Origin of the sequence: Pseudarthrobacter sp. LT1, assembly GCF_035621795.1 — a bacterium.
Classification (GTDB): Bacteria; Actinomycetota; Actinomycetes; order Actinomycetales; family Micrococcaceae; genus Arthrobacter.
This window is the reverse complement of record NZ_CP141830.1, coordinates 4,175,478-4,193,082: the sequence shown is the minus strand read 5'-3', so window position 1 is coordinate 4,193,082 and position 17,605 is coordinate 4,175,478. Positions and strand designations below refer to the sequence as shown.

Here is a 17,605-nt window from a genome sequence, read left to right as displayed (position 1 = left end):
GAGTACCCATGACCACCACCCCTTCCTTCACCACGTCCGCTTCCCTTGACCCCGGCAGGAATGAGCCCTTCGAGCTCGGCCAGGTGCAGTGGGTCCGCCGCTTCGGCGAAGGCGACAGGCCTGGGCTGGCCTGCGGCTACTGGCACGTCAATCCCGCAGAAGCCCCCGAACCCTTCAATCTCGTCATGGAAGCCGACGAGGCCATCCACATCATCGACGGCCACCTCCGGATCGAGGTGGAGGGCGGCGGCACCTATGACCTCACCGCCGGTGGCGCCGCCTCCTTCAATAAGGGCGCCCGCACGAGGTGGGCTGTGCTGGCCCCCACCGTCGAATTCTTCGTCTACTCATAGGGGTCCGGGATGGCACAGCACAACAGCGCCATGGAGCAGGACCTGGACGTTGTCATCGTGGGTGCCGGGTTTGCCGGCCTCACCGCCGCCCGCGAACTCACCCGTCAGGGCCTGAAGGTGCGGATCGTCGAAGCGCGGGACCGCATCGGCGGCCGGACCTGGCTGGACCACCGGCTGGGCCGCGACCTGGAAATCGGCGGCACGTGGGTCCACTGGACCCAGCCGTACATTTGGGCGGAGTTGAAGCGGTACGGCATCGGAACCGTCGCCAGCCCTGAGCCCCAGCGGGCTTTCTGGTGGGCCGACGGCGGGCGCCGGGAAGGTGCCCCCGGTACCTTGCTTGACCTGATAGGCCGCCACAACGGCGAATTCACCAAGGAGTCCCGGACCTACTTCCCTGAACCGTTCAGGCCGCTGGCCACGGATGCCTTCAAGGACATCGACCACATCTCGGTGCAGGACCGGATCCGGGAGCAGTTTCCCGCCGGCAACGCCCGGGACATCCTCGAATCCTTCTGGACCCTGAACTTCAACGGCCCCGTGGAGGACGCGGCACTGACCCAGGCCCTCCGTTGGGTGGCCTTGACCAACGGTGACTGGGCCGTCAACTTCGAAGCCTGCGCCACGTACAAGATCCAGGGCGGAACCGCCGCTCTGGCCGAGGCCATCCTTGAGGACTCCCGTGCCGCCGTCGACTTTGGTTTCGCCGTGGAGGGCATGACGGACGACGGCGGGAGTGTCACCCTGCGGAGCGCGGACGGCCGGACCATCAGCGCCAGGGCCGCCATTGTCACGGTCCCCCTTCCCGTCCTGGGAACCATCGACTTCCAGCCGCCGCTGCCGCCGGCCAAAGACGAAGGCGCGCGGTTGGGGCAGGTGTCCAGGGGCGTCAAGGTGTGGATCCGGATGCGGGGAGAACATGCCCCCTTCGTGGCGCTGGGACAAGCGGACTGGCCCCTGAACTTCTTCCAGGCTGAGTACATGCTCGACGGCGACACAATCGTCGTCGGCTTCGGCCCCGATGCAACAAAAATTGACGCGTCAGACGCAGCGGCAGTCCAGGATCAGCTGACCCGGCTGGTGCCCGGCGTCGACGTGCTGGACGTTGCAACCCACGACTGGGTGGCGGACCCGCTGGCGGGGGAGACCTGGCCGATGCACCGGACGGGTTTCCTCGGCAACCACCTCGCCGCGATGCAGTCCGGGCACGGCAATGTGTTTTTTGCCGGGTCAGACATTGCCAACGGCTGGGGCGGCTTCATCGACGGCGCCATTGAGAGCGGCATGGAAGCGGCGCTGGCCGCAGCGTCGCGGCCCGGCCCCCGCTCTGCCCGTCCGGCCGCCCAGGAACCAGTGCCGCAAAATCCTGCACTGCGCTGACAAACAACAACTCGTCGCTGGTGGACAAAGGGCTTCGGCGCCCCGCTGCCAAGCTGGATTCCACAGCAATTTTCCCGAACTCATGACCGTTAAGAAGGATCAAATGAGTATTTCGAATTCCGAACCCCGGACCACTGACGCTCCGGCCAAGGAGCATTCAACGGCACTGCGTGCCGGCAGCATCGGCGTCCTGGGCATCCTCTTCTTCGTCTTGTCGGCACAGGCGCCCCTCACGGGGATCGTGGGCGCCTCACCGCTTGCCGCAGCGCTCGGCAACGGTGCCGGCGCGCCCGGCGCCTACCTGATCGTGGGCATCGTCATCGTGATCTTCGCCGTGGGATTCGTGGCGATGAGCCGCAGAATCCAGACCAACGGCGCCTTCTACGCCTACGTCACCGCAGCGTTCGGCAGGAAGACCGGTGCCGGCGCGGCCTGGCTGGCCCTCCTGGCCTACAACACCGTCCAGGCCGCCATGTACGGGCTCTATGGTGCGGCGTTCTCCGGGCTGCTGGCGTCCATCGGACTGGATGTTCCGTGGTGGCTGCTCGCCCTGGCCACCATGGCCGGCGTCCAGGTGCTCGGCTCCCTGAACATCGAACTCGGTGCCCGCGTGCTGGCCCTGCTGGTGGGACTCGAGGTGGCCATCCTGCTGCTGTTCGGCTTCACCGTCCTGCTCCGCGGCGGTGGCCCGGAAGGCATCAGCGTGGCCGCGTCCTTCTCGCCCGAGGCCATCGGGGCCGGAGCGCCGGGCGTAGCCATCATGTTCGCCGTGGCTTCCATGTTCGGCTTCGAGTCCACGGCCATCTATTCGGCCGAGGCCAAGGACCCGCACAGGACTGTCGCCCGGGCCACCTACCTGTCCGTGGGTGTCATTTCCGTCTTCTTCTCCTTCATTTCCTGGATGCTGGTCAGCTACTACGGCCCGTCCCAGGTCATGGACGCGGCCGGGGCAGCACTCGAATCCGGCGATGCCACGTCCTTCGTGCTCGGGCCCCTGGTGGAGCTGTTCGGGCCGTGGGCGGGCGTGGTGGCAGGCATCCTGCTGGTCACCTCACTGCTCGCCGGCATCATCGCCTTCCACAACGGCATCAACCGCTACCTGCACTCCCTGGCCCTGCGTGGTTCCATGCCCGCCGTGCTGGCCCGGACCAACCGGCACCGCGCCCCTGCCGTCGCCGCCTGGATCCAGACCGCAGCCGCCGTCGTCCTGGTGCTTCCCTTCGCGATCCTTGCCCTGGACCCGGTCCTGACCCTCTTTTCCTGGTTCAGCGGCCTGGCCGTGGCGGCGCTGCTGGTGCTCTATATGCTGTGCTCGGTGGCGGTGGTCAGCTTCTTCCGCCGCGAACGCGCGGGGGCACAGCTGTGGCAGACCCGGATCGCCCCCGTCCTGGCAACGGCGCTGCTCGCCTGGGTCCTGTTCCTGGTGGTCAGCAATTTCACGGCCCTCATCGGCGGCAGCGCCGAAACAGCAATCGCCCTGCTCGCCGCGGTGCCCGTGGTCTTCCTGGCCGGGGTGCTGGTGGAATCCGCCATCGAGCGCCGCCACCATGCGGCCAGCCTGGGCCACGCACTTACCTGACGCTGACGGCTTCTCCCTTACTGGCCCGGCGCCGACCGCAATGTCCGCGCCGGGCCAGAACGCGTGCTGCAACGAAAAGCCCGGCCAGGAAGGCTGCTGCGAGCCAGGCCGCCCAGTCGCTGCGGGGCCACACGCCGGACAGGCCCAGGAACGCGGGAACAGTGGCAGTAACCTGGCTGGCGAGCACCAGCGCCCAGCCGGTGAACAGGTCCAGCCGCGCGGCGCCGAATGCAGCCGAGGCGAACAACAGCCCCCACAGCACCGACCAGCCCACCCAGAGCACCGCGAGCAGCGGATCCGTACCGAGCCACGCGCCCGCCAGCAGCAGGCCGAAGAACGCCACCATGCCGCAGAACCAGCCCAGGCCCTTCGAACCCAGGGCCAACAGGACGTCCAGCCCGGCATAGGCGTACGTCAGCCCGAACAGGAACATTCCGGCGGCCGTCAGAAGGTGTTCAGCGCCGGTACTGCCAGTGGAAAGATGGACGACGCCGAGTACCAGCTGGGTGCCGCCGAGCAGCAGGCTGAAGGTGGCGGAGTCGCGGCGGGGGAGACGCCCCAGCGTCGCGAGCCCGTTGACCAGCAGCGCGGCCCCGGAGAGGAGAAGGCAAATGAAGGGCATCAGCGCAGCTCCCCTGTGCAGGATGGATGCAACTTCTCTCTCACAATATGGAATATTTGTGTCACATTACGGAGATTAGCTGATTCGGACTGCCCGGCCTACTGGTCTCCGGTCGTAATCCGATAAGTTGAAGAGTAAACCTATGGGGCGACGTTGCTTTTGCGCTGTCCCTCGTTTGGGCTCAGGGGTAAGGAACAGTTCATGGACGCACGGCTCGAAGCCATCAAGGACACCGTCCTCATGCGGAATCCTGGTGAAGCGGAGTTCCACCAGGCAGTGGTGGAGGTCTTCGAAAGCCTTGGCCCGGTCCACGACAGGCACCCGGAATTCCTCGAGGCTGCCATCCTGGAACGCCTTTGCGAGCCCGAACGCCAGATCATCTTCCGCGTGCCGTGGACCGATGACTCCGGACGCGTCCAGATCAACCGCGGCTTCCGGGTGGAGTTCAACTCTGCGCTTGGCCCGTACAAGGGCGGACTGCGCTTCCACCCGTCCGTCTACCTGGGCATCGTCAAATTCCTCGGCTTCGAGCAGATCTTCAAGAATGCCCTGACCGGCATGCCCATCGGCGGCGGCAAGGGCGGCTCCGACTTCGATCCCCGCGGCCGCAGCGACGCAGAAGTGATGCGGTTCTGCCAGTCCTTCATGACCGAGCTATACCGCCACATCGGCGAATACACGGACGTCCCGGCCGGCGAAATTGGCGTGGGCGGCCGCGAGATCGGCTATCTTTTCGGCCAGTACAAGCGCATCACCAACCGCTACGAGTCGGGCGTGCTCACCGGCAAGGGCATCTCCTGGGGCGGCTCCCTGGTCCGGCCGGAGGCCACCGGCTTCGGCACCGTCATCTTCACCCAGGAAATGCTGAGGACCCGCGGCACGTCCTTTGACGGCCAGCGCGTGGTGGTGTCCGGCTCCGGCAACGTGGCCATCAACGCCGTCGCCAAAGCCCAGTCCCTCGGTGCCGCAGTGGTGGCCTGCTCCGACTCGTCAGGCTACGTGGTGGACGAGGCAGGCATCGACGTCGCGCTCCTCCGCGAGGTGAAGGAAGTGCAGCGCGGCCGCCTGAAGGATTACGCCGAACGCCGGGGCGGCGTTACCTACGTGGACGGCGGCTCGGTGTGGGACGTCGACGCCACAGTGGCACTTCCCTGCGCCACGCAGAACGAGCTCGACGGCGCTGCTGCCGCCCGCCTGGTGCGCAACGGCCTGGTTGCCGTCGGCGAAGGTGCCAACATGCCCTCCACGCGTGACGCTGTTGCGGTGTTCCAGGAGGCGGGCGTCCTGTTCGGGCCCGGCAAGGCTGCCAACGCCGGTGGCGTGGCAACCTCGGCCCTGGAAATGCAGCAGAACGCAAGCCGTGATTCGTGGTCCTTCGAGCACACCGAAGAGCGGCTGACCGAGATCATGGTGGGCATCCACGACCGTTGCGCCGCCACCGCCGAGGAGTACGGCGAACCCGGCAACTACGTGCTCGGCGCCAACATCGGCGGGTTCGTCAAGGTCGCCGACGCCATGCTGGCGCAGGGGTTGATATAGGAAACGGAGCCTGCTTCAAGTAGGGGTGCCTGGGGCGGGAACCAGGGCCTGAATCAGCCCCGGCGCCATTCGGTGGGTGAGACGCCAAAAGCATCCCGGAACGTGCGGCTGAAATGGGCGGCATCCAGGAACCCCCAGCGGGCAGCCACCGTGCCGACGGATTGCCCGGCGTGCAGCGGGTCGCGGAGGTCACGGCGTGCACCTTCGAGCCGCTGTGTCCGGATCCAGCTGGCAACGGTGGTCCCCGACTCGTGGAAGACGTTGTGCAGGTGCCGGGTGGAGATGAAGTGCGCGGCGGCGATGCTTGCCGGTGACAGCAGGGGGTCGGCCAGGTTCGCCTCGATGTACTCGCGGACCGAGACCGCCAGCAGTGCCTGCGGCTTCATGCGGTCCGGCGTGATGTCCATTTCCGCGTGCAGCATGGTGGACACCAGGTCCAGGGCGTTGGTGGCGAGCCGCGAGCCGCTGGGGCCGTTCAGGACGTCCAGGTTCGCAGACAGTTCGCGAATGAACTGGCCCACGATTCCGCTGAGGCCCCCGCTGCCCATGCGCACCGCGGCGAGCTGCCCCACGTAGTCCACCGGCAGGGAGAGGGCGTCGCAGGGGAACATCAGGACCATGATCCTGGTGCTGTCCTCGAAGGCAAGGGTGTAGGGCCGGTTGGTGTCGTAGATTGCCAGGTCGCCGGGCTGGAGGACGGCTTCGCGGTTGTCCTGGATCAGCAGGCCCGTGCCTTCCAGCTGCAGATTCAGCTTGAAATAGCGCTCATGGGCCTGGGCGATCAGCGCGGGGGTGCGGTGGACCTCGTGGGAGGTGGCGGTCACTTCCACGATGGACATCCGGTCCAGTACCCGGGAACGCATCCGGCCCTGGAAACCCTCCACGTCCGCCGTCCGAGCGGTGAGGGGCACGAAGGATTCGGCCACCAGGTGTTTCCAGTGGTCAAACGATGTGGCAACGCTGGAGCTGAGGTCCTGGCGTGGGGTCAGGGCTGTTGCCCCGCTTGCTGCAGCTGCTGGCATGATGTTCCTCGCGACGGATGGCCACTTCACGTTCCCCCCGGGTTGTGTCCTGCGACACAGTCCATTCAGGTTAGCGGCACGCCAATCTTTTTTCAACGGTTGGCGAAAATAAGGCGAATTGTCTTTCCAGCCGCAGCCCAGCCTCGCGTGCCATGATCGGGCCATGAAGTCCATGACGGCTCCCGGCGACCACCACCGGAACTTCAACTCCCGCGCCCACCATTCCCGGCTCCGCTTGCTGGTGATGCTTGCCGTCGGCCTTGTCGCGGCGCTGGCGGTTGGCACCTTTGGCACCTGGACGTATGCCCCGGCACTCGGCTGGGCCGCTGCATCGGCCACCTACCTCATCTGGGTCTGGAGCGTCATCGGACGCCTGGGTCCTGCAGCCACCGCTGCGCATGCGCGGAGGGAGGATCCCGGCCGGATCTTCTCGGACACGCTGGTCCTGGGCGCCACCGTGGCCAGCTTTGCCGGGGTCGCCCTGATTTTGCTTGATGCCTCCAGCGAGCAGGGTGGCGCCAAGGACGCAACGGTGGCCATGGCGCTGGGCAGCATTGCCCTCTCATGGTTCCTGGTCCACACCCTGTTCACCCTCCGCTACGCAGCGATCTACTACCGCGACGGCACGGGTGTGGATTTCAACGAAGGGAGCCAGCCCCGGTATTCGGATTTCGCCTACCTGGCCTTCACTGTGGGCATGACGTTCCAGGTATCGGACACCGACCTGAAGACCACTGCCATCCGTTCCACCGTCCTGCGCCAGGCGCTGCTGTCCTATCTGCTCGGTGCCATCGTCCTCGCCACCACCATCAACCTGGTTTCGGGGCTGATCCACTAAGCGGGCCTATTCTGGGCCCATGGCTGAGATAAGAGTTAACTGGCACCGGCGGCACAAAGAGGGCCTCAGTACGGGCGACAAAGCCGCCGACGCCCTTCGAAACGGCATGGGCAGCTGGCCTTTCGTGGGGATGTTCTTGGGTTTCATGGGACTGTGGGCCCTGGTGAATTCCTACGTCCTCGCCAACAGCGCATGGGACCCCTACCCCTACATTCTGCTGAACCTTTTCCTGTCCATGCTGGCCGGCCTGCAGGGCGCCATCCTGCTCATTGCAGCCAAGCGCCAGGATGCCATTGCCTCGGCCATGGCGCAGCATGATTACGAAACTGACGTCCGGGCCGCGGCGCAGATTGAGATGCTCATGAACATCAACGCCGAACAGTTGAAGCTGCTGCAGGAACTGCGGGACATGCGGGACATGCCCTGAAAACGCCAATGGGTGCAACTCCGGCTGGAGTTGCACCCATTATGCGAGCGTTGTCTAGTCCTTCTTGAAGGCATCCTTGACGTGCTCGCCGGCCTGCTTGAGGTCCGACTTTGCCTGGTCCGTCTGGCCTTCAGCCTTCAGGCTTTCGTCGCCCGTGGCGTTTCCGGCAGCTTCCTTGCCCTTGCCGCCGAGCTTCTCTGCAGCATTGCCGATCTTGTCATCCAAACCCATGGAGATGCTCCTTACAGTTCGTGCTCGCTCCGGCATTCGCCAGAACCTGACCCCTCAATAGTAAGCATACTTTCGAGTTTGGCGCTCATTTCCGGCCGGGAATTTTGCCCAGGAGGGAAAGGTACCCCTCGAGTTGGGCCGCGTGGCCAAAGTCTGTTTGGCCGGCGGGCGCCAGGGCTGCCTCGATCTGGGCCCCCAGCAGCATGTTCAGCAGCTGCCCGGCAAGGATGGGATCGTCGACGGCGGCACGGACGTCGCCGCTGCCCCTCGCCTCTGCCAGGAAACGGCGGATCGCCACCAGCCATTCATTCATCGACTGCTGGTGGATCGCCGCCTTCCGGGGGTCGTTGATGGCCCTTTGCCAGAACGGGACCACGATTCGTGCCTCGTTGACGCGCTCGTCATCGAGGGGGAGGACCTCGAGGCAAAAGGCCCGCAGCGCGTCCAGGCCCGTCCGCCCGGCCGTGACCTCCGCGATGCGCAGGTTGGTCCTGTTGAACACATGGCTGAAGGCGAATTCGAGCAGGGTGTCCTTGGTGGGGAAGTAGGGTTTCATGGCGCCGTTGGCGAAGCCTGCCTCCGTGGCGATCTCCCGCATGGTGGCGCCCTCAAGGCCCTGACGGGCAATGATCCGCCAGGTGGCATCCACGAGTTCCAGGCGGCGCTCATCATGGTCAACTATCTTCGGCACCGCGGCCACTCCCCGGAAATATTTCGCTCAGACTCTTGTGAGCCATGTTACGGACGTTTATTCTCTACAACTATAGAAAATAAACCAGTGGCCGGCGACGGCCCGGACAAAGGCTCTTCCCATGACTCTTGCACCAACTGAAACCGCGTCGGCCTTCCACCTGGCAACGGCGGAGGAAATCCTGGACGTCCGCGCCATCCTGCAGTCTGAAGGCCACCTGGACGCCCGGCACCGCATCGCCTACCTCGGCCTGCTGGATCCGGCCCGGGGAGTGCAACCACAGGCTGTGGACCGCCGATTCCGGGTCTTCATCCACGACGTCTCGGGGGCTGCGCCGCGTGACGTCGTGGTCTCCATTACCCAGCAAAAGGTGCTCTCCGCCGTCGAACTCGACACCGCGGTAACCGGCGAACTGCCGGTCCTGGAGGAGGAATTCGAAGTGGTGGAATCCCTGCTGGCCACCGATGACCGCTGGCTGAATGCGCTCGCCGACAGGGGCCTCGAGGTCGAAAAGGTCCGCGTTGCCCCGCTGTCTGCCGGTGTTTTCGAATACGGCGAGGAGAAGGGCCGCCGCATCCTCCGCGGCCTGGCGTTCGTGCAGGAATTCCCCGGGGACAGCGCCTGGGCGCACCCGGTGGACGGACTGGTGGCCTACGTGGACGTGGTCAGCAAGGAAGTCACCCAGGTCTTCGACCTCGGCGTGATCCCCATCCCGGCTGAGCATGGCAACTACACCGATCCGGAACTGACCGGGCCTGTCCGCGACACCCAGAAGCCCATCAGCATCACCCAGCCGGAAGGGCCCAGCTTCACCGTCACCGGCGGCAACCACGTGGAATGGGAAAAGTGGAGCGTGGACGTCGGCTTCGATGTCCGGGAAGGGGTGGTCCTGCACAACCTGGCCTTCCAGGACGGGGGCCGGAAGCGGCAGATCATCAACCGGGCGTCCATTGCCGAAATGGTGGTGCCGTACGGGGATCCCTCACCCATCCGGTCCTGGCAGAACTACTTTGACACCGGCGAATACCTGGTGGGCCAGTACGCCAACTCGCTGGAACTTGGCTGCGACTGCCTGGGCGAGATCACCTACCTCAGCCCGGTCATCAGCGACGCGTTCGGCAACCCGCGGGAAATCCGCAACGGCATCTGCATGCACGAGGAGGACTGGAGCATCCTCTCCAAGCACTCCGACCTCTGGAGCGGCGTCACCTACACCCGCCGCAACCGCCGCCTGGTGATCTCCTTCTTCACCACGATCGGCAACTACGACTACGGCTTCTACTGGTACCTCTACCTGGACGGCACCATCGAATTCGAGGCCAAAGCCACCGGCATCGTGTTTACCTCGGCGTTCCCGGAAGGCGGCTCGGACAACATCTCCCAGCTGGCGCCCGGCCTGGGTGCACCCTTCCACCAGCACCTCTTCAGTGCCCGGCTGGACATGGCCATCGACGGGTTCACCAACCGGGTGGAGGAGGAGGATGTCATCCGCCAGGCCATGGGGCCGGGCAACGAACGCGGCAACGCCTTCTCCCGGAAGCGCACCGTCCTGGCGCGTGAATCCGAAGGCGTCCGGGAAGCCGACGCCCGGGCCGGCCGGACCTGGATCATCTCCAACCCGGAATCCCGCAACCGGCTGGGGGAGCCCGTGGGCTACAAACTGCACTCCCACAACCAGCCCACGCTGCTGGCAGACCCGGACTCCTCCATCGCCCGCCGCGCCGCCTTTGCCACCAAGGACCTGTGGGTCACCCGGTACGCCGAGGACGAGAAGTACCCCACGGGCGACTTCGTGAACCAGCACGCCGGCGGAGCGGGCCTGCCCGCCTACGTCGCACAGGACCGGGACATCGATGGCCAGGACATCGTCGTCTGGCACACCTTCGGCCTGACCCACTTCCCCCGGGTGGAGGACTGGCCCATCATGCCCGTGGACACCGTCGGCTTCAAGCTGCGGCCGGAGGGCTTCTTCGACCGCAGCCCGGTCCTGGACGTTCCCGCCAACCCCAACAAGCAGGAATCCTCCTGCCACAGCGAGGGCGGCAGCGGTGGCTGCCACTAGCCTCGCCCCCGCCACGGCAGGGAGTACGACGGCGGCGGGACGGGTGCGTGCCAACGGTCCCGTCCTGCATCCCCGCGTCGTAGCGGTGGCCACCGCCGGTTCCTGCCTTGCCCACGTGTGGCTGGCGGCGTCGGGACGCCACGGCGCGTGGCTGAGCGTCCTCATGCTGGCGCTCGCCGCCGTCTGCGTTCCCTGCACGGTCCACATCTGGCGGCAGAGCCGGGTGGCCGCACTGCAGCAGGTCACCGCTGCTGCCGTGGTGATGGCCGCCCTGCACGCCGTCCTGCTGCTGGCCGCCGGGGGTGCCGGGCACGCCCATGGCGGCCAGCCGTCGTCGTCCGCTGTTGTTGATTCGGGCAGCACGCAGCTGCTGCTGGTTGTCGCCCTGGAACTGGGGACGGCGCTGCTCGCCGCAACCCTGGTGGCCCGGCTGCGGCGGTTGCACCGGTAGGCCTTCGGGGCTCAGCCGGCCGCGACGCCGAGCGGGCGGGCGACGTGCAGCTGTTCGTGGTCAACAAGCCACTGGATGGATTCGAAGATGGCCTCCTCCGGTTCGTACCGCGGCGCGTAGCCAAGCATGGAGGCCGCTTTTTCGATGCTGAAGCACTGGCTGCGGTAAAGGTGGTTCCAGCTCGCATCTGCGTGCTCGCGGGAGGTGTTCTCCCGGAAGCGGTCCCAGGGAACCGTCTCCAGTACCGCAGCGTGCCCGAACCAGGCGGCGGCGATGTCCGCGTAACCGCGGACCGTGAGCGCCGTGGGGGCAACGACGTTGAAGTCCTCACCGGTGGCCGCCTCCCGCCGGGCAATGGCCTTCTCGAAGGCCTGGGCGACGTCATCGGCGTGCACATGGTGCATCAGCTCCGAGCCGCTGCCGGGAATCCGGAGGGGCTGCCCTGCGGAGATCGTCTGCCAGACGGTGGGATCGAGGTTTCCCAGCGGACCAACGGGCTGCCAGCCCGGTCCCACAATGTGGCCGGGATGCAGGGAGGTGGTGGCCAGCCCGCCGCTGGCGGTTTCCTCCTGCAGCATCAGGGCAATCCTGTTTTTCTGGATGCCGTACTCGCCAAAGGGAGGTGCGGCTGAATCCGATCCCTCCCTGATGGGCAGCTTCAGGCTCTGCCCGTACCGCCAGACGGAGCCGCAATGCAGCAGGTGCCCCACTTCGCCCCGCAGCCGCTGCACCAACGCTGCCGCCGATTCGAGGGTGAAGCAGACCAGGTCCACCACGACGTCCGGCTTGAGGGCAGCCACCCGGTCAGGGAAGGTTCCGTCCTGGTCCTCCGCCTGCCGGTCTGCGGTGACATGCTGAACCTGCTGCCAGGCAGGCGGGTCCGTGTAGGGCTTGCTGGTGCCGCGGCTGATGTTGGTGACCTCGTGGCCGGCCTGGACCAGCCGGGGGACCAGGAACGAACCGATGTGGCCGCTGCCGCCGATGACGGTGACTTTCATTGCTCTCCGATCGTTGCGTACCCTCCACGGTAGGGCCGCGGCAGCAGGAAAGGGAGGCCCTGCCGGACCTCCCTTTCCTGGCGATAGGGGTGGAACCTAAGGGTCAGGCAGGCTTGGCGTACTCTGCCGCGCTCATGACCTCGTAGCCAACAAACGTCTCATCGCCCTCCACCCAGGCGTCGTGGCCTGCCGGGATGGAGTACGCGTCGCCGGCCTGGATGGTCATGCCGGTTCCGTTGTCCAGCTGGACGGTCAGGGTGCCGGAGGTGCAAAAACCAAGGTGATTGTTCTGGCAGCTGTCCGTATGGACAACTGTCTTGACGGTTTCTGACCAGCGCCAGCCGGGCTCAAACGTGAACCGGCCCAAGGTGGCGCCACCAATGTTCACCACGTCTACTTGGGTCTTGGGCGGACGGCGCTTTTCATCGGGTTGGTCAAAGGATTTGGACTCCAGGTCCTTCACCGTTACTGCGGGCATTTCTGGCTCCTTGGTAAGGAGTGGTTATTGAGTTCGTCCGGCGCCGGGAGCACCGGGAAATAGGGCCCGGCAGGGCGGGATGTGCCCCGTCCAGAACCTGCCTGACCTCGTGTGCGACGATCCCAATCTGCTCTTATGCGTACCTGATGTCAATGACGCTTTTCTGCCTCGAACCACTCCCGGCCGGGGTTGCTGACGCTTGGGGCCGAACGGTCCAGGCCGGGCTGCGCGGCCCACTTCACCCCGTTGGCCAGGACCCGCTGGACCTGCGGATGGTGGTACACCGGGTACTCCTGGTCGCCGGGGCTGAAGTAGAAGATGCGGCCCTTGCCGCGGGTGAAGGTCACGCCGGAGCGGAACACCTCGCCGCCGGCAAAGGAGCTGATGAAGATCAGGTCGTCCGGGTCCGGGATGTCGAACAATTCGCCGTACATCTCCTGCTCCGGAATGACAATGGGGCTCTCCACGCCGTCCGCGATGGGATGGGAGGGCTTGACGGTCCACACCAGCTCGCGGCCGCCGTCGTTCCGCCAGGCCAGGGAGCAGCTGGTGCCGAGCAGTTTGGTGAAGATCTTCGCGAAGTGCCCCGAGTGGAGCACGATCAGCCCCATGCCGCCCAGCACATGCCGGTGGACGCGTTCGACGACGGCGTCCCCCACCTCGGCGTGCGCGATGTGGCCCCACCACAACAGGACGTTCGTCTCCGCGAGCACCTCCTCGGCAAGGCCGTGTTCGGGATCCGTGGCCAGGACCGCCGTCGTGATGTCCGCGTCCGGAAGGTGGGAGCGCAGGCCCGTGGCGATGGCGCCATGGATGCCGTCCGGGTACATTTCCCCGATGTGGGACGGCTCGTTGTTGGCTTCGTGGACGCCTTCGTTCCACACCAGGATCCGCAGGTTGCCGTCCATCAGAGCCGAACCTCCCTCTGCTCGCGGGCGGACTGGTAGCACGCGTCGATGACCTGGGCGCGGTACAGTGCCAGGGATCCGTCATGGTTGGCCCAGACCTGGGCGCCGCCGCGCACGGCGGTGACGAAATCCTCCACCACTGCATCGTGCGCGCGGCCCGGCAGGACCGGGGGCAGGTAGTCCGCGGAGCCGCCGTCCTTGTCCGTGAACACCCGCAGCCGGCCCACCGGCGGGAACGGTGCCCCGTGCACCCTGAGCTCGGCGCCGCCGTCGGTCCCGTACACCGTGAAGTCCAGCTGGTCATCGGTTTCCCGGTAGGCCGCCCAGCTCGCCTCGACCAGCAGGGTTGCGCCGCCGTCCAGCCGGAGGAATGCCGTCGCGAAGTCCTCCACTTCGAAGGCGTGGCTGGTGGCGTGGGCGGAGAACCGGCTGCCGCCGCCCCGCCCCTGCGGCCCCAGTTCGGCGTGGGTGGCTGCGGAGACCGCCACCACCTTGGGCTCGCCGAGGAGGTAGAGGGCGAAGTCGAGCACATGGACGCCGATGTCCGCCAGCGGCCCCCCGCCGGCGAGCTCCGGGTTGGTGAACCAGCTGCCCAGCGTGGGAATGCCGGCGCGCCGCAGCCATGACGCCTTCGCGTAGTAGGGCCGACCCAGGCCGCCGTGGTCGATGACCTCCTTGAGCGCCTTGATGTCGCCGCGCCGGCGGTGGTTGAAGGCGACGTCCAGGACGCGTCCGGCCTTCCGGGCGGCGTCCACCATGGCCCGGCCTTCCGCGGCGTTGCGGGCGATGGGCTTCTCGCTCAGCACATGGATACCCCGTTCCAGGGCCGCGATGGAGATCGGGGCGTGCAGGAAGGTCGGTACTGCCACGCTGACTGCGTCCAGGCCGCCGTGGTCCAGCATGTCCTGCCAGTCGGCGAAGGCGTTCGGAATGGCGTATTCGGCCTGCAGGGAGTCCCGGAGGTCCTGCTCCATCCCTGCCACCGAGACGATGCTTACTCCGTCCAGCGCTGAGTAGGCCTTGAGGTGCTGCTGGCCGGCCCAGCCGATGCCCACCACCCCCACCCGCAGGTCACTCGGCGGTACAGGAGGGGATTGCTGGCTGTTCAAGGGCTGGCTCCTTCGGCGTGGCTGGCTGCCCGGACGCTTTCCAGCCTAGCCCTGCACTGCCTGGTCCTGGAGGTGCATGCCTGCACTGTTCGACGGGGCGTCACGCACGGCACGCTTTCGGCGCACCCAGGTGCCGCGCACCCTGGAAACCCGGGGCGCCGGCGTCGTGCCCTGGCCAAAAGCGTGCCCAGCGTGACGCCCTGCGCTCAACGGGACCTGTGAAACTCGCGTGCAATTGGCTGAAACCACCATTTAACACACCCGAAACCTACCCAAAAATAGCCGCCATACATTGGTATCAGACGGCAAAAGCCGCCCCTCCGCAGGCCGCGGTTTCTCCACCCGCGTCCCACTTGGCGAACGGCTCTGACGGCAACGTACCGTTCTTTTCGCATCTTGAAAGGGGTTTCCCATGGACTCGGGAAATGTCGCTTGGATTTTGGCCAGCTCGGCGCTGGTATGCATGATGATTCCCGCCCTGGCCCTGTTTTACGGGGGCATGGTGGGGTCCCGCCGGATCCTGAACATGATGATGATGTGCTTCGGCGGCGCCAGCCTGGTGGCCGTGCTCTGGGCACTGTTCGGTTACTCGATGGCCTTCGGAAACTCCGTGGGCGGACTGGGGCTCATCGGTGACGTCACCGAGTTTCCGGGCATGGGGCAGCTGCTGGCCAAGGACGATTCCGCGTCCATTCCGGTCATCCTGTTCGCAGCGTTCCAGCTGTTCTTCGCCTGCGTCACCACCGCACTCGTTGCCGGTGCCGCCGCAGGCCGGATGAAGTTTGGCGCCTGGATGCTGTTCGCCGGCATCTGGGCCACGGTGGTCTACTTCCCCATCGCGCACTGGGTGTTCGCGTTCGACTCGGCGGACGGCAGCACCGTCGGCGGCTGGATCGCCAACGGCATTAAGGCCATCGACTTCGCCGGCGGCACTGCCGTCCACATGAACGCCGGCGCCGCAGCACTGGCACTGGCACTGGTCCTGGGCAAGAGCTCCGGCTGGCCCAAGGTGGAACACGCCAAGCCGCACAGCCGGCCACTGGTGCTGGTGGGTGCGGGCCTGCTGTGGGTTGGCTGGTTCGGCTTCAACGCCGGCTCCGCACTGGCTGCCGGCCAGTCGGCGTCGGTGGTGTTCCTGAACACCGCCGTGGCTGCCTCCGCCGGGCTGCTTGCCTGGGCCCTTGTTGAGCGGGTCCGGCACGGTGCGGCCACCAGCATGGGGGCCGCGTCAGGCCTCATCGCGGCGCTGGTAGCCATCACTCCCGCCTGTGGCGCAGTCAGCCCGCTCGGCGCGCTGGCCATCGGCGCGATCGCCGGGGCTGTCTGCTCGCTGGCCATCGAATGGAAGTTCCGCCTGGGCTTCGACGATTCCCTCGACGTCGTCGGCGTCCACCTGGTGGGCGGCATCCTGGGCACGCTGCTGATCGGACTCTTTGCCACGGACAAGGCCCCGAACGGCGTCAGCGGACTGTTCTACGGCGGCGGCTTCGAGCAGCTGGGCATCCAGGCCCTCGCCACCGTCACGGTGCTGGCCTACTCCTTCGGCGTCACCTGGATCCTGGCGAAGATCCTGGACAAGACCATGGGCGGCCTGCGCATCAAGCCCGAGGACGAACTGCGCGGCATCGACCTCGCGGCCCACTCGGAGCTGGCCTACCTTATGGATGAGGATCCGGTGGAGCTGGGGTCGCCGCAGCGGGTCTAGCTTCGGCAGGTCCCCTTCCGGCGGCCCCAGCTCACGCTGGGCCCGCCCCGAATGCACGAGTCAGGGCCAAACCTTGGACCGGTGCCGGCAGCCGCCGGCTTATAGTTCCAGGGTTTGGCCCTTCGCCGTGCCGGCAGCTTCTGTGGTCAGTGTTCCACGCACACCAGGACGCCGTCCCGCACTTCCAGTACTGCCGCCCGGACGTGGCTGAGGCGGGTGCGCGGGTCCGGTGCCATCGTGTCGATGTCCTCGCCGTCCCAGTACGGGTGCGTGAAGTAGACCAGCAGCGCACGCCTCGCGTCGCCGTCGGACATTTCGCCGGGCGCCCGTTCCGTCAGGGGCACCACGTCCGCGTGGCGTCCGACGACGGGCCTTCCGTCCACCGATTCCGGTGCCGTGAGGATCAGGCCGCCACGGTGCTCCTGCCGGACCCAACGGCCCGTTGCGTCTTCGGAACGGTAGACCGCCTGGCCCCGCCACTCGTCCACGATCATCCAGTAGCTGCCGCCCAGCCGGAAGACCTTGGGTCCCTCGTGCGGGCGCCCGGGGATTGCCACACCTTCGGGCTTCCACGACGACGGGTCCTCCGGAGTGTCGCTGACCGCGCTGCAGGTGTTGGAGCCGCGGGCCTCGTCCTTGTACCAGAGGCGGTACCGGCCGTCACCGCACCGGGCTACTGCGGCGTCGATGACCCGGGGGGAGTCCAGGTCGATCCGGCCCAGGTACTCCCACTTCTCCAAATCCGTGCTGGCGAACTGGACGATTTCCGCCGTCCCGGTCCAGTCCGTGCGCCTGCCGCCCAGGACGGTCACGTACATGATCCATCGGTCGCCAATACGGACGACGTCGGGCGCCCAGAGGGTTGCCGGAAGTTCCGTTCCGGGCGGGACGAGTCCGTTCGCGGTGCCGTGGTAGCGCCAGGTGGTGCTGCCGTCGGACGATTTGGCGACGCCGATGCCGGTCCCGTGCACCCATTCCACCCCCGTCAGCCCCGGAAGGGTGGCGCGGCGCTGGGTGTAGAAGAGCACCCAGCCGCCTGTGAGGTGGTCAGCCACCAGGATGGGGTCGGTGGGGCCGTCCCACACGGGGTCCCGGTACGGGGTGGCGAATGCGTCCGGGCGCCGCGGCACCAGGGGCGGTGCTGCAGGATTTTCCGTGACGGGCAGCTGGTGCAGCAATGTTTCTCCAACGTTGTAGTTTCGCGTTGGGCAC

Annotated in this window: 18 protein-coding genes; 9 read left to right on the top strand and 9 right to left on the bottom strand. The window is 66.6% G+C overall.

Annotated features, from left to right (window positions below; translation table 11 throughout):
• Positions 1–8 precede the first annotated feature (8 nt).
• From VIK36_RS19745 to VIK36_RS19735, 3 genes are all read left to right on the top strand, one after another.
• A complete protein-coding gene (locus VIK36_RS19745) occupies positions 9–353 on the top strand; it encodes a cupin domain-containing protein (RefSeq protein ID WP_324643323.1) in 345 nt (114 codons plus the stop codon).
• Between the two features lie 9 nt (positions 354–362).
• A complete protein-coding gene (locus VIK36_RS19740) occupies positions 363–1,733 on the top strand; it encodes an NAD(P)/FAD-dependent oxidoreductase (RefSeq protein ID WP_324643322.1) in 1,371 nt (456 codons plus the stop codon).
• 103 nt (positions 1,734–1,836) lie between these two features.
• Complete coding sequence (locus VIK36_RS19735) at positions 1,837–3,312, top strand: APC family permease (RefSeq protein WP_324643321.1); 1,476 nt, start codon at positions 1,837–1,839, stop codon at positions 3,310–3,312.
• Here VIK36_RS19735 and VIK36_RS19730 read toward each other — a convergent pair.
• On the bottom strand, positions 3,305–3,934 hold the full coding sequence (locus tag VIK36_RS19730; protein WP_324643320.1) for an AmiS/UreI family transporter: 630 nt from the start codon (positions 3,932–3,934) through the stop codon (positions 3,305–3,307). The genes VIK36_RS19735 and VIK36_RS19730 overlap by 8 nt on opposite strands.
• A gap of 201 nt (positions 3,935–4,135) precedes the next feature.
• Between VIK36_RS19730 and gdhA the strand changes: the two genes are divergently transcribed.
• Positions 4,136–5,473, top strand: a complete 1,338-nt coding sequence (gene gdhA, locus VIK36_RS19725) for an NADP-specific glutamate dehydrogenase (protein WP_324643319.1) — start codon at positions 4,136–4,138, stop codon at positions 5,471–5,473.
• Positions 5,474–5,526: 53 nt separating this feature from the next.
• Here gdhA and VIK36_RS19720 read toward each other — a convergent pair whose 3' ends face one another.
• The gene (locus VIK36_RS19720; protein ID WP_255173496.1) at positions 5,527–6,495 is read right to left on the bottom strand and encodes a helix-turn-helix domain-containing protein; all 969 of its coding nucleotides are present in this window, start codon (positions 6,493–6,495) and stop codon (positions 5,527–5,529) included.
• A 163-nt stretch (positions 6,496–6,658) separates the two neighbouring features.
• Here VIK36_RS19720 and VIK36_RS19715 point away from each other — a divergent pair, with 163 nt between their 5' ends.
• Positions 6,659–7,333: a DUF1345 domain-containing protein gene (locus tag VIK36_RS19715; RefSeq protein WP_255173495.1), complete on the top strand. Its 675-nt coding sequence runs from the start codon at positions 6,659–6,661 to the stop codon at positions 7,331–7,333.
• A gap of 19 nt (positions 7,334–7,352) precedes the next feature.
• Entirely contained in the window at positions 7,353–7,760 is a 408-nt protein-coding gene (locus VIK36_RS19710; RefSeq protein WP_324643316.1) for a DUF1003 domain-containing protein, read from the top strand.
• A gap of 54 nt (positions 7,761–7,814) precedes the next feature.
• Here VIK36_RS19710 and VIK36_RS19705 read toward each other — a convergent pair whose 3' ends face one another.
• Together VIK36_RS19705 and VIK36_RS19700 are read right to left on the bottom strand one after the other, a co-directional pair.
• Entirely contained in the window at positions 7,815–7,991 is a 177-nt protein-coding gene (locus VIK36_RS19705; protein WP_018770044.1) for a CsbD family protein, read from the bottom strand.
• A gap of 85 nt (positions 7,992–8,076) precedes the next feature.
• Positions 8,077–8,682 (bottom strand): TetR/AcrR family transcriptional regulator, encoded by a 606-nt coding sequence (locus tag VIK36_RS19700; RefSeq protein WP_324643313.1) that lies wholly within the window; start codon positions 8,680–8,682, stop codon positions 8,077–8,079.
• A gap of 121 nt (positions 8,683–8,803) precedes the next feature.
• On the opposite strand from VIK36_RS19700, the gene VIK36_RS19695 reads away from it, so the two are divergent.
• Both VIK36_RS19695 and VIK36_RS19690 read left to right on the top strand, forming a co-directional pair.
• Positions 8,804–10,744 carry a primary-amine oxidase gene (locus VIK36_RS19695; RefSeq protein ID WP_324643311.1) on the top strand — a complete coding sequence of 647 codons (1,941 nt, stop codon included), beginning with the start codon at positions 8,804–8,806 and terminating at the stop codon, positions 10,742–10,744.
• Positions 10,731–11,195, top strand: coding sequence for a hypothetical protein (locus VIK36_RS19690; protein WP_324643310.1), 465 nt, complete (start codon positions 10,731–10,733; stop codon positions 11,193–11,195). Before VIK36_RS19695 ends, VIK36_RS19690 begins: the two co-directional genes overlap by 14 nt.
• Before the next feature lie 11 nt (positions 11,196–11,206).
• Here VIK36_RS19690 and VIK36_RS19685 read toward each other — a convergent pair whose 3' ends face one another.
• From VIK36_RS19685 to VIK36_RS19670, 4 genes are all read right to left on the bottom strand, one after another.
• Positions 11,207–12,193, bottom strand: a complete 987-nt coding sequence (locus VIK36_RS19685; protein ID WP_324643309.1) for an NAD(P)-dependent oxidoreductase — start codon at positions 12,191–12,193, stop codon at positions 11,207–11,209.
• Between the two features lie 103 nt (positions 12,194–12,296).
• Complete coding sequence (locus tag VIK36_RS19680; protein ID WP_255173488.1) at positions 12,297–12,671, bottom strand: cupin domain-containing protein; 375 nt, start codon at positions 12,669–12,671, stop codon at positions 12,297–12,299.
• 149 nt (positions 12,672–12,820) lie between these two features.
• Complete coding sequence (locus VIK36_RS19675) at positions 12,821–13,579, bottom strand: ThuA domain-containing protein (protein WP_324643307.1); 759 nt, start codon at positions 13,577–13,579, stop codon at positions 12,821–12,823.
• A complete protein-coding gene (locus tag VIK36_RS19670) occupies positions 13,579–14,688 on the bottom strand; it encodes a Gfo/Idh/MocA family oxidoreductase (RefSeq protein WP_324643305.1) in 1,110 nt (369 codons plus the stop codon). The genes VIK36_RS19675 and VIK36_RS19670 overlap by 1 nt, the downstream gene beginning before the upstream one ends.
• Before the next feature lie 412 nt (positions 14,689–15,100).
• Here VIK36_RS19670 and VIK36_RS19665 point away from each other — a divergent pair, with 412 nt between their 5' ends.
• Positions 15,101–16,393 carry an ammonium transporter gene (locus tag VIK36_RS19665; protein WP_324643304.1) on the top strand — a complete coding sequence of 431 codons (1,293 nt, stop codon included), beginning with the start codon at positions 15,101–15,103 and terminating at the stop codon, positions 16,391–16,393.
• Between the two features lie 146 nt (positions 16,394–16,539).
• On the opposite strand, the gene VIK36_RS19660 is transcribed toward VIK36_RS19665, so the two are convergent.
• Entirely contained in the window at positions 16,540–17,571 is a 1,032-nt protein-coding gene (locus VIK36_RS19660; protein ID WP_324643303.1) for a family 43 glycosylhydrolase, read from the bottom strand.
• Positions 17,572–17,605: the final 34 nt, after the last annotated feature.

Bases quoted from the DNA above. Each gene is read 5' to 3' on its own strand.
- VIK36_RS19745 (WP_324643323.1), top strand. From the start codon at position 9: ATGACCACCACCCCTTCCTTCACCACGTCCGCTTCCCTTGACCCCGGC.
- VIK36_RS19735 (WP_324643321.1), top strand. From the start codon at position 1,837: ATGAGTATTTCGAATTCCGAACCCCGGACCACTGACGCTCCGGCCAAG.
- VIK36_RS19675 (WP_324643307.1), bottom strand. From the start codon at position 13,579: ATGGACGGCAACCTGCGGATCCTGGTGTGGAACGAAGGCGTCCACGAA.
- VIK36_RS19710 (WP_324643316.1), top strand. From the start codon at position 7,353: ATGGCTGAGATAAGAGTTAACTGGCACCGGCGGCACAAAGAGGGCCTC.
- VIK36_RS19695 (WP_324643311.1), top strand. From the start codon at position 8,804: ATGACTCTTGCACCAACTGAAACCGCGTCGGCCTTCCACCTGGCAACG.
- VIK36_RS19720 (WP_255173496.1), bottom strand. From the start codon at position 6,495: ATGCCAGCAGCTGCAGCAAGCGGGGCAACAGCCCTGACCCCACGCCAG.
- VIK36_RS19705 (WP_018770044.1), bottom strand. From the start codon at position 7,991: ATGGGTTTGGATGACAAGATCGGCAATGCTGCAGAGAAGCTCGGCGGC.
- VIK36_RS19730 (WP_324643320.1), bottom strand. From the start codon at position 3,934: ATGCCCTTCATTTGCCTTCTCCTCTCCGGGGCCGCGCTGCTGGTCAAC.
- VIK36_RS19685 (WP_324643309.1), bottom strand. From the start codon at position 12,193: ATGAAAGTCACCGTCATCGGCGGCAGCGGCCACATCGGTTCGTTCCTG.
- VIK36_RS19740 (WP_324643322.1), top strand. From the start codon at position 363: ATGGCACAGCACAACAGCGCCATGGAGCAGGACCTGGACGTTGTCATC.
- VIK36_RS19715 (WP_255173495.1), top strand. From the start codon at position 6,659: ATGAAGTCCATGACGGCTCCCGGCGACCACCACCGGAACTTCAACTCC.
- VIK36_RS19680 (WP_255173488.1), bottom strand. From the start codon at position 12,671: ATGCCCGCAGTAACGGTGAAGGACCTGGAGTCCAAATCCTTTGACCAA.
- gdhA (WP_324643319.1), top strand. From the start codon at position 4,136: ATGGACGCACGGCTCGAAGCCATCAAGGACACCGTCCTCATGCGGAAT.
- VIK36_RS19665 (WP_324643304.1), top strand. From the start codon at position 15,101: ATGGACTCGGGAAATGTCGCTTGGATTTTGGCCAGCTCGGCGCTGGTA.